The sequence below is a fragment of the Labrenzia sp. VG12 genome (assembly GCF_002237595.1).
Classification (GTDB): domain Bacteria; phylum Pseudomonadota; class Alphaproteobacteria; order Rhizobiales; family Stappiaceae; genus Roseibium.
The window spans coordinates 5,505,185-5,520,018 of record NZ_CP022529.1 but is presented as its reverse complement, the minus strand read 5'-3'; the positions used below and the strand labels follow the sequence as shown (position 1 = coordinate 5,520,018).

General features: G+C 59.6%; 12 protein-coding genes. 9 read left to right on the top strand and 3 right to left on the bottom strand.

Annotated elements, in window-relative coordinates; genetic code table 11:
• Positions 1–194: 194 nt before the first annotated feature.
• Positions 195–860 (bottom strand): chemotaxis protein, encoded by a 666-nt coding sequence (locus CHH27_RS25445; protein ID WP_094075005.1) that lies wholly within the window; start codon positions 858–860, stop codon positions 195–197.
• A 193-nt stretch (positions 861–1,053) separates the two neighbouring features.
• Positions 1,054–1,437, bottom strand: a complete 384-nt coding sequence (locus CHH27_RS25440) for a response regulator (RefSeq protein WP_006935666.1) — start codon at positions 1,435–1,437, stop codon at positions 1,054–1,056.
• A 252-nt stretch (positions 1,438–1,689) separates the two neighbouring features.
• Here CHH27_RS25440 and CHH27_RS25435 point away from each other — a divergent pair, with 252 nt between their 5' ends.
• The 4 genes from CHH27_RS25435 (at position 1,690) to CHH27_RS25420 (ending at position 5,876) form a co-directional block, all read left to right on the top strand.
• Positions 1,690–2,136: a MaoC family dehydratase gene (locus CHH27_RS25435; RefSeq protein ID WP_094075004.1), complete on the top strand. Its 447-nt coding sequence runs from the start codon at positions 1,690–1,692 to the stop codon at positions 2,134–2,136.
• Between the two features lie 203 nt (positions 2,137–2,339).
• Positions 2,340–3,734, top strand: coding sequence for a hypothetical protein (locus CHH27_RS25430; RefSeq protein ID WP_094074090.1), 1,395 nt, complete (start codon positions 2,340–2,342; stop codon positions 3,732–3,734).
• A gap of 205 nt (positions 3,735–3,939) precedes the next feature.
• Positions 3,940–4,938 (top strand): bifunctional riboflavin kinase/FAD synthetase, encoded by a 999-nt coding sequence (locus tag CHH27_RS25425; protein WP_094074089.1) that lies wholly within the window; start codon positions 3,940–3,942, stop codon positions 4,936–4,938.
• The gene (locus tag CHH27_RS25420; RefSeq protein ID WP_208988370.1) at positions 4,935–5,876 is read left to right on the top strand and encodes a DMT family transporter; all 942 of its coding nucleotides are present in this window, start codon (positions 4,935–4,937) and stop codon (positions 5,874–5,876) included. Before CHH27_RS25425 ends, CHH27_RS25420 begins: the two co-directional genes overlap by 4 nt.
• Here CHH27_RS25420 and CHH27_RS25415 read toward each other — a convergent pair.
• On the bottom strand, positions 5,852–7,105 hold the full coding sequence (locus CHH27_RS25415) for a glycosyltransferase family 87 protein (protein WP_157739106.1): 1,254 nt from the start codon (positions 7,103–7,105) through the stop codon (positions 5,852–5,854). The genes CHH27_RS25420 and CHH27_RS25415 overlap by 25 nt on opposite strands.
• 384 nt (positions 7,106–7,489) lie before the next feature.
• On the opposite strand from CHH27_RS25415, the gene ileS reads away from it, so the two are divergent.
• The 5 genes from ileS (at position 7,490) to CHH27_RS25390 (ending at position 14,815) form a co-directional block, all read left to right on the top strand.
• Positions 7,490–10,450, top strand: a complete 2,961-nt coding sequence (gene ileS, locus CHH27_RS25410) for an isoleucine--tRNA ligase (RefSeq protein ID WP_094075002.1) — start codon at positions 7,490–7,492, stop codon at positions 10,448–10,450.
• Positions 10,451–10,470: 20 nt separating this feature from the next.
• On the top strand, positions 10,471–11,007 hold the full coding sequence (lspA, locus tag CHH27_RS25405) for a signal peptidase II (protein WP_094074087.1): 537 nt from the start codon (positions 10,471–10,473) through the stop codon (positions 11,005–11,007).
• A gap of 73 nt (positions 11,008–11,080) precedes the next feature.
• The gene (locus CHH27_RS25400) at positions 11,081–11,794 is read left to right on the top strand and encodes a hypothetical protein (RefSeq protein WP_157739105.1); all 714 of its coding nucleotides are present in this window, start codon (positions 11,081–11,083) and stop codon (positions 11,792–11,794) included.
• Positions 11,795–12,147: 353 nt separating this feature from the next.
• Positions 12,148–13,488, top strand: coding sequence for a pitrilysin family protein (locus tag CHH27_RS25395; protein WP_247646160.1), 1,341 nt, complete (start codon positions 12,148–12,150; stop codon positions 13,486–13,488).
• A gap of 1 nt (position 13,489) precedes the next feature.
• Positions 13,490–14,815, top strand: a complete 1,326-nt coding sequence (locus tag CHH27_RS25390; protein ID WP_094074084.1) for a pitrilysin family protein — start codon at positions 13,490–13,492, stop codon at positions 14,813–14,815.
• Positions 14,816–14,834: the final 19 nt, after the last annotated feature.

The window sequence follows — 14,834 nt, the reverse complement described above, 5'->3', positions numbered from 1 at the left end:
GTTTGGCCCAGCCAGGACCGGGATCCGGTAGTCACTGACAACAGTTTTTCAGACGGCGAATGCCGGGCTTGCCGGGTCCCGGTCTTGACGCTGCCGCGTCAATCCGGGATGGCAACCGAAGGGACATTGCCAGACTCAAAAAAGGCTCCCGAACCGGAAGCCTTTTGAGCGTTTATCCTGTCTGTCGCCTGGGATCAGTCGAACAGCTTGTCGATATCCGCCTGGGCGTCGCCGAGCATGGCGTCGATGTCGTCCTGGGAAACCCCCTCGCCGGAATGCTGAGGACCGTGCAGGATCAGTTCGCGCTGACGGCGCTGCTCGTCGGTCTCTTCAAGCTCCGCTTCAAGATCTTCGGGAATGCGCAGATGCTCGATGAACGAGCTCACGCGTTCGTCGATATAGCGGAGGGTGCCGACGACCTTGGAAATGCGCTGACCGGTGATGTCCTGGAACGTACAGGCCTCGAAGATGCCGATCATCTTGTTGCTGACCAGTTCCTGATAGGCTTCCGGGTCGCTGGTGTCCGCGCCCATGATTTCCTCGGCCGCTTCCATGATGGTGTTGGTGGCCTCTTCCGTTGCCTCGACGATGGCGTCAAGTTCACGGCCGGCATCCGGGATCTTGTTCCCGGTCATGTCGTTCGCGCGCAATTGGGAGATTTCCTCCTTCATGCGCGTGATTTCCTTTGCGATCATCGTCAGCTCTTCGGTCACGGCCGGCTGAACGGTCGAAAGAAAATCATGCATGGAACCGGACATGACCTCTGCGAGATGCATCACGTCTGTGAGCGATACCTCGCCTTGCCGGTTCTTGTTTTCTTCGAGAAAGTCGATGACGCGGGCAATGTTTTCCTGTTTCATATTTGCCACCAGGTCGAGCCTTTCCATACGAGGCATCCTCCCAAAACGGTCCTCTGTTCGCGGACCGCTATAACTCCGCGGATGCGCTGACTCTGACCCGGCCTGCCTGCCCAGCAAGACCGTGCCGATCACTCACATCCGTCTGGCACCGGCGGAGGCGCGCCCCAACGCGGGCTCCGCCAAGTGCAAGATATTAGTCGGAGAAGACTGCCTCGATCTTGCCTTTCAGCGTCTGAGCGTTGAAGGGCTTCACGATGTAGTTGTTCACGCCGGCCTTCTTGGCGGCGATGACGTTCTCTGTCTTGGATTCAGCAGTCACCATGATGAACGGTGTCTTGCTGAGGCTGCCGTCGGCACGCACCTGCTTGAGCAGTTCGTAACCGGTCATCGGCTCCATATTCCAGTCGGAAATCACCAGGCCATAGCGGCGCTGCTTCATTTTTTCCAATGCTTCGGTGCCGTCCGCAGCATCATCGATGTCTTCGAAACCAAGTTGCTTGAGCAGGTTCCGGATGATGCGAATCATCGTTTTGTAGTCATCGACCACGAGGACCGGCATCTGAAGATCAAGGGCCATTGTCTACTCCATACTGTCAATTTGCGCGGCCCCTGGCCGTGGGCCGTTGGAACGCGTTATGACCTCGAAGGAGAGCGACACATTTATTTGTGTCCTCACCTCCCCACACTCAACGCAATTTACCCACCGCCCCTGAAAAGACCGTTAATAACAGGCGCTTTTTTTCTTCACCCAAAGCACAATTGCCAGAAATCCTTAGTACGCCTAGCGTCCGCGTTGCTTGAAAAACCCAAATTCAGGACGGAAAACGCAATGCTTGAGCTGCAAAAACTCTGTTTCGAGGATCTTTCGGTCGGAATGAGCGAAGAACTTGTCAAACACGTCAGTTCTTCAGATGTGGTCGGCTTCGCGGAAGTTTCCGGCGATCGGAACCCCATCCATCTTTCGGAACACTTTGCGGCCAGAACACCGTTCAAGACCCGGATCGCGCATGGCCTTTATACAGCCAGCCTGATTTCCGCCGTGCTCGGGACCCGGCTGCCAGGCCCGGGCGCGATCTATCTGTCCCAGACGCTCAACTTCAAGGCACCGGTGCGAATCGGTGACGACGTCACGGTGGTCGTGACCGTGGAAGAATTGATGGAACGCGGCAACCGGGCCCGCCTGTCCTGCATCTGCCGGGTCGAGGACACTGTCGTTCTGGAAGGCGAAGCCCTCGTCAAGGTGCCGAGCCGGGACGAGGACCGCTCCGGGCTCTAGCCTTCAATCGCATTTCGTGGATCATCCGTCGGTCAACGGGCGCTGAAGAGCGGTCCCTGCGGCTGAGACCTTCCGGAGCCCTACAACCCGCGCCACACCCATAAGTACATACCTTCTCAGAATCCCGCAAAAGTTGCTCGCGCCGCCGATCCATTGTTAAGTGTCGGGGACCGAAAATCGTCTCGCGTATTCTGGAGGGGGAAATGTCCGAGGCTGTTGCGGAAAACGGTGCGGCTGAAAACGGCCAGAAAAAACCCCGGAGCGGGCAAACGGCGTCAAACCTGGTGATCGGGATCTGGCTCGTGCTGCTCTATGTGGTAACGATCTCGATCTCGATCCTGATGCTGAGCAGTTATCAGATCCAGTCGCGCATCCAATATGTCAACATAAGCGATACGCGACTGTCGATCTGGCGGCTGATCGAACTGTCCAATGTCTATTCCGTTGAAAAGAACATCCTGGAGAACAGGCTGCAGGAACTGCAGCAAATGCAGGCGCGACTGGACGGTATTGTCGCAAGACGCATTGAGCTCGACGCTGAATACACCAAGATTTTCGACCCTTTCTACAAGGACATCAGGGCCTTCAAGTCGATCGTCGAAAACTCCTATGAGGGCTTTTCGTTCAAACCACTTCCGAAACACCATCTCAGTGTGAAGATCCTTTATACGGATGTCGCCCAGCAGCTGGAGGGCCTGACTCTCACCGAGGACCATCAGGCGATGCTCAAGGAGCTGGAGCAGCGTCAGAAGCGTGGTGATGACGTGTTCCGAAATCTGGGAGGAACAAAGCGCAATGAAGACGAGACACGCGCTGAAGTCAGTGAGTATAAATTCGCCCTGAAGACGATCTCGGACAAGATACGCGCCGGGGTCTATGGCACGATCAGCACCACGACGCCCTATGACGGTCTTGACGAAAACGAAAAATCTTTGCTCCAGGACGCTGTCTCGGAGTTCTCTTCCCTGAAGAACATTCTCTGGAAGCTGCCGTATAACCTGGCCATCATGCCGGCAGAGGTGCTTGTGCTGTTTCTGGTTCTCGCCATGGGGGTTCTTGGCAGCACGATCTTCATCACCCAGCTCTATTTCCGCAGAGACAAGTACCAGGGGAAATACGACGAACACCTGAATGCGGCCTTCTTCTTTTCTCGCCCCTGGTTCGGTGCAATCACGGCCTTGTCCATCTATGTGCTGGCCAAGGCCGGGGTTCTTTTTCTGACCGATCCCTCCACCCAGTCCGGCAGCGCGACACTCAGTCCCTTCTTCATTTCGTTCATCGCCATCATTTCTGGGCTCTTTTCCGAACAGGCGATCCAGGCCATCAAGACGGCTGCCGACAACTGGTTCAAGAACCAGGACCCGGACGCTGACCGCTGGGGTGTCGGTTTGGCCACGGTCATTGGCGAAAAACAGCGCGATACGGCCCAGTTCGCCGAGGCAAGCGGTGTGCCCCTTTCAACCGTGGAAGGCTGGATCTCGGAGAACAAGCCGGTCCCGCCGAGGATGCAGGACATCTTGAGCGTCTGGCTCGAAACGCCCTCCCGAAAGCTGTTCACGGACATTCCTCCACCGGCAACTGCGAAAGACGACGCATGACCAAGCGTCAGAGGGCTTGTCCTGCCCGTCCCCGAATTCCATCACAAATAACTTAGATTTCAGCTGGTCTTGACCTTTGACCGTCTTGGCGGCAGGTTCCTCGCCAGCTTTGGCGGGGCTGCAGATTGCCGCGCTTCGGTTCCCCCACCCGGTGGACTGGCCACGAATGCCGTCCCGGTCGATACATGGCGCAAGGGTTTGCTGCATGAGCCTCTCTGACACTTCCAGGTTCCTGGTTGCCGATAGCCTGGACAGCTTTCCAGCGGCGCTGAGGGGCGGAATCGTGGCGATCGGGAATTTCGACGGTGTTCACCGGGGGCATCGGGCCGTGCTGGACGCCGCCATGGGTCTTGGCCACGGCACGCACCACCCTGTTTTCGCGATGAGTTTCGAGCCGCACCCGCGCACGGTGTTCAATCCGGCCAGGCCGGTGTTCCGCCTGACGCCGCCGGACCAGAAAATCGGCATGCTGCGGGTCTGCGGCCTTGATGGCGCCTTGATCCTGCCTTTCACCAAAGACTTTGCCGGCATGGAAGCCAATGCCTTCGTTCAGAACATCCTGATCGACACGCTCGGCATTTCCCATGCGGTCACCGGATACGACTTCCATTTCGGCAAGGCCCGTCAGGGCACGCCGGACTACTTGCGGGCCGCCGGCGCCAATCACGGCTTTGGTGTCACTATCGTCCAGCGCGAAGAAGATGAAGGGGCGGAAGTGATCTCGTCCTCGCGCATACGGGACTGCCTTGCAGAAGGCGACATAGCGCAAGCCAACGGACTGCTTGGCTATCGCTGGTTTTTTGACGCGGACGTCCGTCATGGCGACAAGCGCGGCCGGGACCTCGGCTATCCGACGGCCAATCTGTCGCTTTCCGAGGACTGCCCGCTGAAACAGGGCATATACGCGGTCAAGGTCAAGGTCGGTGAGACCTGGCACGACGGTGTTGCCAGCTACGGCCGACGGCCGACCTTCGACAATGGCGCGGCGACGTTTGAAGTTCATCTCTTCGACTTTGCCGGTGATCTTTATGGTCGGACGCTGCGTGTGCACCTGATTGCGTATCTGCGCGGCGAGGAAAAATTCGACAGCGTTGACGCGCTTGTCGCGCAAATGGACCAGGACAGCGCCGAGGCCCGTGCTGCGCTTGCGGCCCTGCAGCCGATCTCCGAGATCGACACGCAGCTGCTGGACCTTGCTCCGTGACCACGGCCGGCACGTCCAGGACCATCGAACAGAATTCGCTCCTGGCGATCCTGCTGATGAGCTCTGCGATGCTCATCGTTCCGGTGATGGACATCATCGCCAAATACCTGTCGGCCGATCTTCCACCGCTTGAAGTGACGTTCGGCCGGTTCTTCTTCCAGTTCCTGATCTGTCTGGTCCTGGCGCTTGTCACGGGACAGATCACCCGCCTGCGCGGAACGCAGCCGCTGATCAACTACATGCGCGGCATCCTGCTGGCCGCCGCATCGCTCTGTTTCTTCACGGCGGTGAAGTTCATGTCGGTCGCCACCGCAATCTCGATCTTTTTCATCGAGCCGATGGTACTGACCATTCTGGCAGCGTTGATCCTGAAGGAACAGGTCGGCATTCGCCGGATCGGTGCCATTCTGGTCGGGCTTCTGGGGGCGATCGTTATCCTGCGGCCCAGTCTTGCCGAAATCGGCCTGGTCAGCCTGCTGCCCGTGGCGACTGCGTTCCTGTTTTCCTTCTACCTGCTGCTCAACAGACTTTATCCGGTCACCGACGGCCTGCTGACCATCCAGTTCAGCGCCGGACTGTCCGGCTCGCTGATGTTGGGCGCAGCCTTGCTGATCGGCAATGTCACGGGTCTCGACGGCCTTGCCTTTGTCATGCCGGATGCCACGCAACTCGGCCTTCTGGCGCTTATCGGACTGATTTCCTTTGCCGCCCACGGCCTTGTTGTTGCGGCCTTTCAGCGAGGAACCGCTAGCCTGCTGGCCCCTCTGCAATATATCGAGATCGTCAGTGCAACCTTGTTCGGTTATCTGGTGTTTGCCGATTTTCCGGACGGCCCGACCTGGTTCGGCATCGCGCTCATCATTGGCAGCGGTCTTTATATCGCCCACCGGGAACGCAAGCTGAAAAAGACGGTTCAGACGGCGGTGGCGGAGGTCTGACCTTCTGCGGCCACCGGTTTCATCCGCCGCAGTCCCATCCAGACGATCAACAGCGGCAGGAGCGGTGCGATCGGCAGGCCGAGCCAGACCGCAAACGGGCTGGTGGAGGCAGACAGAACGATCACCAGAGCCAATGCTGCCTTTTCATACGGCAGGAAGCCGGATTTCAGTCCTTCTCTGATCAGGAACGCACAGGGCACCACAAGAAGCGTCAGGTCGTATGACAGCGCGAACGGGGTTACCAGCAAGGCGCCTCCGACCAGCACCGGCGCCCGCACCGCCATCCGGTCGGAACGGCGCCAGGCGACCCAGACACAGACAAGGGCGGCAAGGCCAACGAGCACCTGGAGTGCCATCGCTGCCATATGAGACAGTCCGACAAGGCGCAAGCCCCCATAGACGGAGATCATCTTGCCCCATTCGACGCCGCCCAGTTCCATCATGGCCGAGGCAACCGGCGCCTGAAGCCAGAAGGCCTGCCAGACACCCAGCCCCAGAACCGCCGCGCTCAGTCCGGCAAATACCAGGGTGGTCACGGAAGCGCTGAGGAAGGTGCGCCAGTTCCAGCTGGCGATCAGGGCAATGGGCGCCAGGATGCCGAGCTGGGGCTTGATGGTCAGCAGCCCGAGTGCAATGCCAGCCAGGATCATCTTCTGGCGTTCAACACCGACCAGGAAAAAGCCGTAAAGCGCTGCCGTCAGCGCCGCGTTCTGGCCGTGAAAGGCGTTGTTGGCGCAAGCCGGGATGAGAATGAGACAGGCGGCCAGCAGCCATTTGCCGGTAATCATCCTGCAGGAGAGGCACAACAAGCCGGTTGTCAGCGCAACAAAGCCTGCGAAGGCAGCCTTGTAGGGCAGCAGTGCGAAGGCGCTTTGCAGCATCTGGAAAGTCGGCGGATAGAAAAAGCCGAAGACCGTATCCGAGCCGGTATAGGCGTTTTGAAGCGCAGCGAAATCCTTGGGACTGTAGGCCAGTTCCGGCGTGCCGTTCAGCACCAGTCCTCCGGCAAGCCAGAAGCTCAGATAATCCATCAACAACGTGCCGTTCGGTGCCCCATAGGTGTTTGGAATCACCAGCATCCAGGCAAGCCCGGCGGCGAAACCAATGGCCGAACACAAACACGCAAACCCGATCCGGTCCCAGGTAAACCATTCACCGTCCCGTGCCGCCCGGTGCCAGAGCCCGGGTGCCTGATGATGCCCGGTGGCAAGTTTTGAGGAAGTGGCCATGATCGTTTGCGTGTCCCGAGATCTCTGTTCGCCTTCTGAATGCCGCACAGACATTCATATTCGGTTACTCCTCCGCATTTTTCTGGAAGGGAAGAACAGGCGGTCACCAGGTCCCTGGCGCGCAAACCCGGATCGATTGCGCAAGAGATCTTTATTCAGCGGCAAAGTGCTGCTATGTCCCTTGCCATGCAACATCGGGACCTCATAGTCGCCACCAAGCCGGCGACCGCGATATCGCGAATTACTAGCCCGGCCTTCGGCTGACGCGACCAGCGCGGCGCCAGGGACCGGGATCTTCCTGCTTTCCGATTGCAGCCTTCCCTGAGGCCGGCAATCCCTTCCCTTTGAATGACGGGCCAGACGCCCGAACGGATCGACCTGACGATGACCGATACAGATAAACGCGACTATTCCGAAACGCTCAACCTGCCGCAGACGGATTTCCCGATGCGTGCGGGCCTGCCCAAGAAGGAGCCGGAAATCCTGGCCCGCTGGGAGCAGCTCGAGGTTTACAAGAAACTGCGCGAGCAGGGCAAAACCCGCGACAAATATGTCCTGCATGACGGCCCTCCCTATGCCAACGGCAACATCCATATCGGCCATGCGCTCAACAAGACGCTGAAGGACATCGTCACCCGCTCCATGCAGATGCTGGGGTATGAGAGCAACTATGTTCCCGGCTGGGACTGTCATGGTCTGCCGATCGAGTGGAAGATCGAGGAACAGTACCGCGCCAAGGGCAAGAACAAGGACGAAGTGCCGATCAACGAATTCCGCAAGGAATGCCGCGACTTCGCCGAACACTGGATCGACGTCCAGCGCAAGGAGTTCAAGCGCCTCGGCATCGAAGGCGACTGGGACAACCCGTATCTGACCATGCGCTTTGAAAGCGAAGCCGTCATCGCCAACGAGCTGATGAAGTTTGCCATGTCCGGGCAGCTCTACCGCGGCTCCAAGCCGGTGATGTGGTCGGTGGTCGAAAAGACCGCGCTGGCGGAAGCCGAGATCGAGTATCACGACCACAAGTCCGACATGATCTGGGTGAAGTTTCCGATCGAGAGCGCCGGCGGCAGCGACGAGGCGGCGGTCGAGGAACTTCTTGATTCCGCTGTTGTCATCTGGACAACCACCCCCTGGACAATCCCGGGCAACCGTGCCGTCTGTTTCTCCTCGAAGATCGCCTACTCGATCTATGAGGTTACCCAGGATGGCCTGCCGGACGACAACTGGGTGCAGAAGGGCGACAAGCTGATCCTGGCGGACGCGCTGGCCGACGACGTTTTCAAGAATGCCCGCATCACCGACTTCAACCGCCTGCGCGGTGTGACAGCGGACGAACTGGGCACCATGACCCTGGCGCATCCGCTGGCCGAACTTGATCTCGGCGGCTATGAGTTCGACGTTCCGCTCCTGGATGGCGACCACGTGACCGACGATGCAGGTACCGGCTTCGTGCACACGGCGCCTGGCCACGGCGCGGACGACTTTGAGATCTGGATGGCCAAACGGACCGATCTGGAAGCGCGCGGCATCAGCACTGCGATCCCGTTCACGGTCGCCGATGACGGCTTTTACACCAAGGACGCACCGGGCTTTGACGGCTTCGAGGTGATCACCCACAAGGGGGAAAAGGGCAAGGCCAACAAGGCGGTCATCGAACGGCTGAAAGAAGCCGGCAACCTGATCGGCCTTGGCCGCCTGACCCACTCCTATCCGCATTCCTGGCGGTCCAAGAAACCGGTGATCTTCCGCAACACGCCCCAGTGGTTCGTCTATATGGACAAGACCCTTGGCGGCGAAGGCGACACCTTGCGCACCCGCGCGCTGACCGCCATCGACGAAACCCGCTTCGTGCCGGGCAGCGGTCAGAACCGGTTGCGTTCCATGATCGAGAACCGCCCGGACTGGGTCCTGTCGCGCCAGCGCGCCTGGGGCGTGCCGATCACCGTCTTCATCCACAAGGAAACCGCCGAGATCCTGAAGGACGAAGCGGTCAACAAGCGCATCTTTGAAGCCTTCTCTGCCGAAGGCGCGGATGCCTGGTTCGAGGGTGGTGCCAAGGAACGGTTCCTTGGCAACGACTACAAGGCCGATGAGTGGGACATGGTCATGGACATCCTCGATGTCTGGTTCGACAGTGGCTCAACCCACGCTTTCGTGATGGAAGAACGCGAAGACCTGGCGCCGAAACGCAAGGTCGATGGCGGCAATGACTATGTGCTTTACCTGGAAGGTTCAGACCAGCATCGCGGCTGGTTCCATTCCTCGCTTCTGGAAAGCTGCGGCACGCGCGGTCGCGCGCCATATGATGCCGTGCTGACCCATGGTTTCACCATGGCCGAGGACGGACGCAAGATGTCCAAGTCCCTCGGAAACCAGGTGTTCCCGCAGGATATCATCAAGCAGTATGGCGCCGATATCCTGCGTCTCTGGGTGGCCTCGACGGACTATTGGGAAGACCAGCGCCTCGGCCAGGAAATCATCAAGACCAATGTTGATGCCTACCGGAAACTGCGCAACACCTTGCGCTGGATGCTCGGCTCCCTGGCCCATGCCAAAGGCGAGGACGTCGCCTATTCCGACATGCCGGAGCTGGAGCGCCTGATGCTTCACCGCCTGGCGGAGCTCGATACGCTCGTGCGGGAAGCCTACTGGGAGTTCGACTACAAGAAGATCACCCACCAGCTGTTCACCTTCATGACGGTGGAGCTGTCGGCCTTCTATTTCGACATCCGCAAGGACGCGCTCTACTGCGATGCCGCCTCATCCACACGCCGCAAGGCGTCGCTCTACGTGATCGACAAACTGTTCAATTGTCTCGTCACCTGGATGGCGCCGATGCTGCCCTTCACCATGGATGAGACCTGGACCTCCCGCTATGGCGACGCGGCCTGCGTCCACCTGGAACAGTTCCCGGCGGTCCCGGCTGAGTGGCGCGACGATGCGCTTGCGGCCAAGTGGGCAAAGATCAAGACGGTCCGCCGTGTGATCACAGGTGCCCTTGAAATCGAACGTCGCGAAAAGCGCATCGGATCGTCCCTGGAAGCCCATCCGGTGGTTCATGTCACCGATCCGGACCTGATGGCCGCGCTTGAAGGCAAGGACATGGCAGACATCGCCATCACCAGCCAGTTGACGCTGTCCGCGGATCCGGCCCCGGCCGGCGCCTTCACGCTGGAAGACACCAAGGGCGTGGCCGTCGTTCCGGCTCTGGCGGAAGGAACCAAGTGCGCCCGCTCCTGGAAAATCCTTCCAGACGTGGGCTCCGATCCGGACTATCCGGACGTAACCCCGCGTGATGCGGCTGCCCTCCGGGAGTGGGATGCAGCCCACGCAGCGGCATAAGACAAGGTGTGGCCAGCAGAATGACCGATGCGGATCAAGCCGGGCCTGCCGGAGCGAAACAGCCCCTTCTTTGGGGCCGTTTCAGCGGCTTAGTTCTGATCATTGCCCTGATCGGCCTTGTTCTGGACCAGGGCACGAAACTCTGGCTGGTTCAGGGTTTTGACCTGCAACGCAACGGCCCGGTCGAACTGTTGCCTGTTCTCGATATCGTTCTTGTCTGGAACAGGGGCATTTCTTACGGACTTTTTCAGCAGAACAGCGATCTCGGTCGCTGGCTGCTGGCCGGACTGACGGTTGTCGTGACGATCGGCCTTTGGGTCTGGTCCAGCCGCTGCACGTCGCGACTGGTCGCGCTGTCGCTCGCCCTGGTTATCGGTGGCGCGCTCGGCAACGGGGTCGACAGGCTGTTTCACGGGGCCGTGGTGGACTTCGTCCATTTTCATGTCGGCACATTCTCGTGGTATGTCTTCAACCTAGCGGATGTGTGGATCGTTGCGGGCGTGATCGGTCTCCTGTATGACAGTTTCACAAATGGTCCTAATTCAGCCGCAAAATAGCGGTTTAATGCTGGACTGACGGATTGCGGGCAGCAGGTTGCCGGCAAAAACATGTATTTTCGGGGAGTCTGCTGTGGCGCGGACGATGTTTGGTTTTGTGAAAAACGGTTTGGTTCTGGTCCTTCTGGCCGGGCTGGCTGCCTGTCAGGCCGCCGACGGCACAAGCCAGGCGCCGGATGTGGCGCTTGTCGACAGCGTCATGAAGGGCCTTGGCGCCGTTGATCCGAACGAGAAGCCGATCGACTACAAGCCACGCGCCCCACTCGCCATGCCGGCAGAGCCGGGCAAGTTGCCGGAGCCGGAAACAAATGTTGCCGGCGTGAATTCCGAAAACTGGCCCAAGCAGCGCGAGAACCAGGATCTCACCGAAATCCAGCAGCTTTATGCCAGCTCGGGTAAGGCAGGCAGCATGAACGCCGAGCCGTTGACCCCTGAACAGATGCGCGGTTTCAAGATCACCGGCGTTACCGGCACCGGTCGAGATCTTGAGGCAGAACGTCGTCAAGACGAGATCGACGAAGGCAGCAGACTGACACGCGCCGAGCAGCAGGCCGAGTGGGAACGATTGCAGAAGCTGAAGAGCCAGCAGGCCGGTGTCACGCAAAGCGGCCTTGCCAAACGACGCTTCCTGACGGAACCACCCTCCGACTACAGCACACCCTCACCGGATGCTCCCATGCCCGAGGTGGTCCAGAAGAAGGACCGGAAGCCGAGCAACTATGATGAATATGATTCCAAGCCGCTCGATCCGCGTTGCCTGGAAGGCGAGAAGGAATTCTGCCGCTAACCGGCACACCCTCTCTGTCGCGCATAGATGACGAAAAAGTAACGAGACCTCCGGTCCTGATTCCCTATATGGAAGAAGGTCCGGAGGTTTTTTGTTTCGTGCATTGTAATAGCCGTCAGGCAGCAGCGGACAAACGGCCTTAACCTTTCCGGCCGGCCAGTTGGTCCGGACCCAGGCCAGCGAACCGGCCGTGACCGGTCCACAGAACTCGGGAGTTGCATGTGAACCCATCTTGCAAACGGCGATCACCATTTTCCGCGCGCTGTCTCAGGCGGACACTCGGTCCCATTCTGCTGCCGGTGCTTCTGCTCACTGGCCCTGCGACAAGCCTGCCCGCAGTTGCCACGGAAAACTTGGTCAAGGCCGCCAACATTCTGATCGCGCCAAATCTGGAAAGCTTCACTCTTGAAAACGGCCTGCAAGTGGTGGTCATACCCGACCGCCGGGCTCCCGTTGCAACCCACATGATCTGGTACAAGGTCGGCGCTGCGGACGAACCCGACGGGCAATCAGGTGTCGCACATTTCCTGGAACACCTGATGTTCAAGGGAACGACCAACAACCCGGATGGTGCCTTTTCCAGGATGGTTGCCGAGCGCGGCGGTCAGGAGAACGCGTTCACCAGTGCGGACTACACGGCCTATTTTCAGCGGGTCGCCAAGGAACATCTGCCGCTTATGATGGAACTTGAAGCCGACCGGATGGAGAACCTGATCCTCTCGGATGCGGTTGTCGATCCCGAACGCGACGTCGTCCTCGAAGAGCGCCGTTCACGCGTCGACAGCGAACCGGGTTCGCGCCTGCGGGAAGCGCTTAATGCGATCACCTTTGTCAATCACCCCTATGGCTCGCCCGTGATCGGATGGGAGAGCGAGATCAGGGCCCTCAACAAGGAAGCCGCCCTCGCCTTCTACGACCGGTTCTACACGCCAAACAACGCGGTCGTGGTTGTCGCCGGTGACGTCGACGTGGAAGACGTCCGCAAGATTGCCGAGAACACCTACGGCAAGGTCGCCCGTCGGGCAGAACCACCGCCCCGTGTCCGTCCGGCAGAGCCGCCTCTTTCCGGAGAGCGGCGGATTGCGGTCAGCGATCCGCGCGTTCGCCAGGAATCCCTGTCACAGACCTGGATCGTGCCCAGCCAGTCAACCGGCGATGGACGCCAGCCCGAGGCACTCGATGTCTTGGCCTATATCCTTGGCGAAGGTCCGTCGAGCCGGCTGCACAAGGCCCTGGTCCTGGACCAAGAAGCCGCCCTCGGCGCCGGAGCCTATTATCAGGGAGGAGCCCTCGATGACGGGCGCTTCGGCGTTTACGCCTCGCCGCGCCCCGGCTTTACCCTTGAGGACATGGAGCGCCTGATGGCAGCAGAAATTGCAAGGCTGCTGGAAACCGGCGTCACCGAGGCAGAAGTCGAACGCGCCAAGAACAGCATGATTGCAGGTGCGATCTACGCCCAGGACAGCCAGTCGCGTCTGGCGCGTCTCTTCGGCAGCGCACTGACAACCGGACTGACCATAGAAGAGGTACAGACCTGGCCGGCACAGGTCAGCGCGGTTACGCCGGAAGATGTGCTTGAAGCAGCCCGTACCTACCTGTCTGGTCTGCCGGTCAGCGGCGAATTGCGCATTGAGGCGCCTGATGTTCCGGACGCTGCCCAGACCGAGGCCCCGAAAGTGAAGGACAAGTCCTGATATGGCTCACCGCAAGTACTCGCACGACTGGTTCGCGTTTGCCTGTCTGACACTGATCGTCCTCCTTGTGGCGCCAGGACCGGCTCAGGCCGTTGAGATTCAGAAAGTCACCAGCCCGGGTGGGATCGAAGCCTGGCTGGTTGAAGATCATACCGTTCCGATCGTTGCCCTGAATTTCTCCTTTACCGGTGGGTCGGCGCAGGACCCGCATGGCAAGGAAGGGGTGACCCGACTGCTTGCTGCCACGCTTGACGAAGGTGCCGGCGAACTGGACAGCGAGGCCTTTCAGGGCCGAATGGAAGAGCTTGCGATCAGCATCGGGTTCAGCACCGGCAAGGACCGGTTCTACGGCAGCTTGCGCAGCCTTACGCCCAGTCTCGACGAAGGGGTCGACCTGCTTGCCTTGGCGGTCAACCGCCCCCGCTTTGATGAAACGCCGCTGGAACGCATGAAAACCCAGCTGGTGACCCGGGCAAAGCGGAATGAAAGCGATCCTGATGCGATTGCCGGCAGATCGCTCGCTAAGGCCATGTTCGGCGACCATCCCTATTCACGGCCAACCCTGGGCACCGTCGAAAGCCTTGAAACGCTCACCGCAGATGATCTGGCGGAACAGCACAAGCGGCTTCTGACCCGGAGCGGCCTGACCGTCGGTGTGGTCGGCGCGATAGACGCGGAAGCCCTGGCCAAGATTCTGGACAAGATGTTCCTGACACTGCCGGCAGAAGGTGATCTGGTTTCCGTTGCCGATCTCGACCCTGCCTACGGTGACCGGATCAGCGATGAACTTGCAGTCCCGCAATCGACGATCCTTGTCGGCCTGCCGGGGCTGAAACGAAACGACCCGGATTATCAGGCCGCATTCGTGATGAACCACATCCTGGGTGGCGGCACCTTCACGTCCTGGCTTTATCAGGAGGTCCGTGAAAAACGCGGCCTTTCCTACAGCACCGGAACATCACTTTCACCCTACGCCCATACCGGCCTGCTGATCGGCTCGGCAGCCACCAAGGCGGATCGGGCCAACGAGACGGTTTCCATCATCCTGGAACAGCTGCAAAGAATGGCTGAGCAAGGCCCGTCGGAAGAGGAGCTACGCGCTGCCAAGCAGTTTCTGACCGGCTCCTACGCGCTCAGGTTCGACAGTTCCGGGAAGATTGCCCGTCAGCTGGTCGGTCTGCAGAATGCCGACCTCGGGATCGACTATTTCGATCGTCGAAACAGCGAAATCGAGGCGGTCACGCTCGAAGACGTTCAACGCGTTGCCAAGCGTCTGCTTGAAGACAAAACCCCGACGATCGTTACCGTCGGACCAAAACAGGGCTGAGGTCCGGATCAGGCGGCGG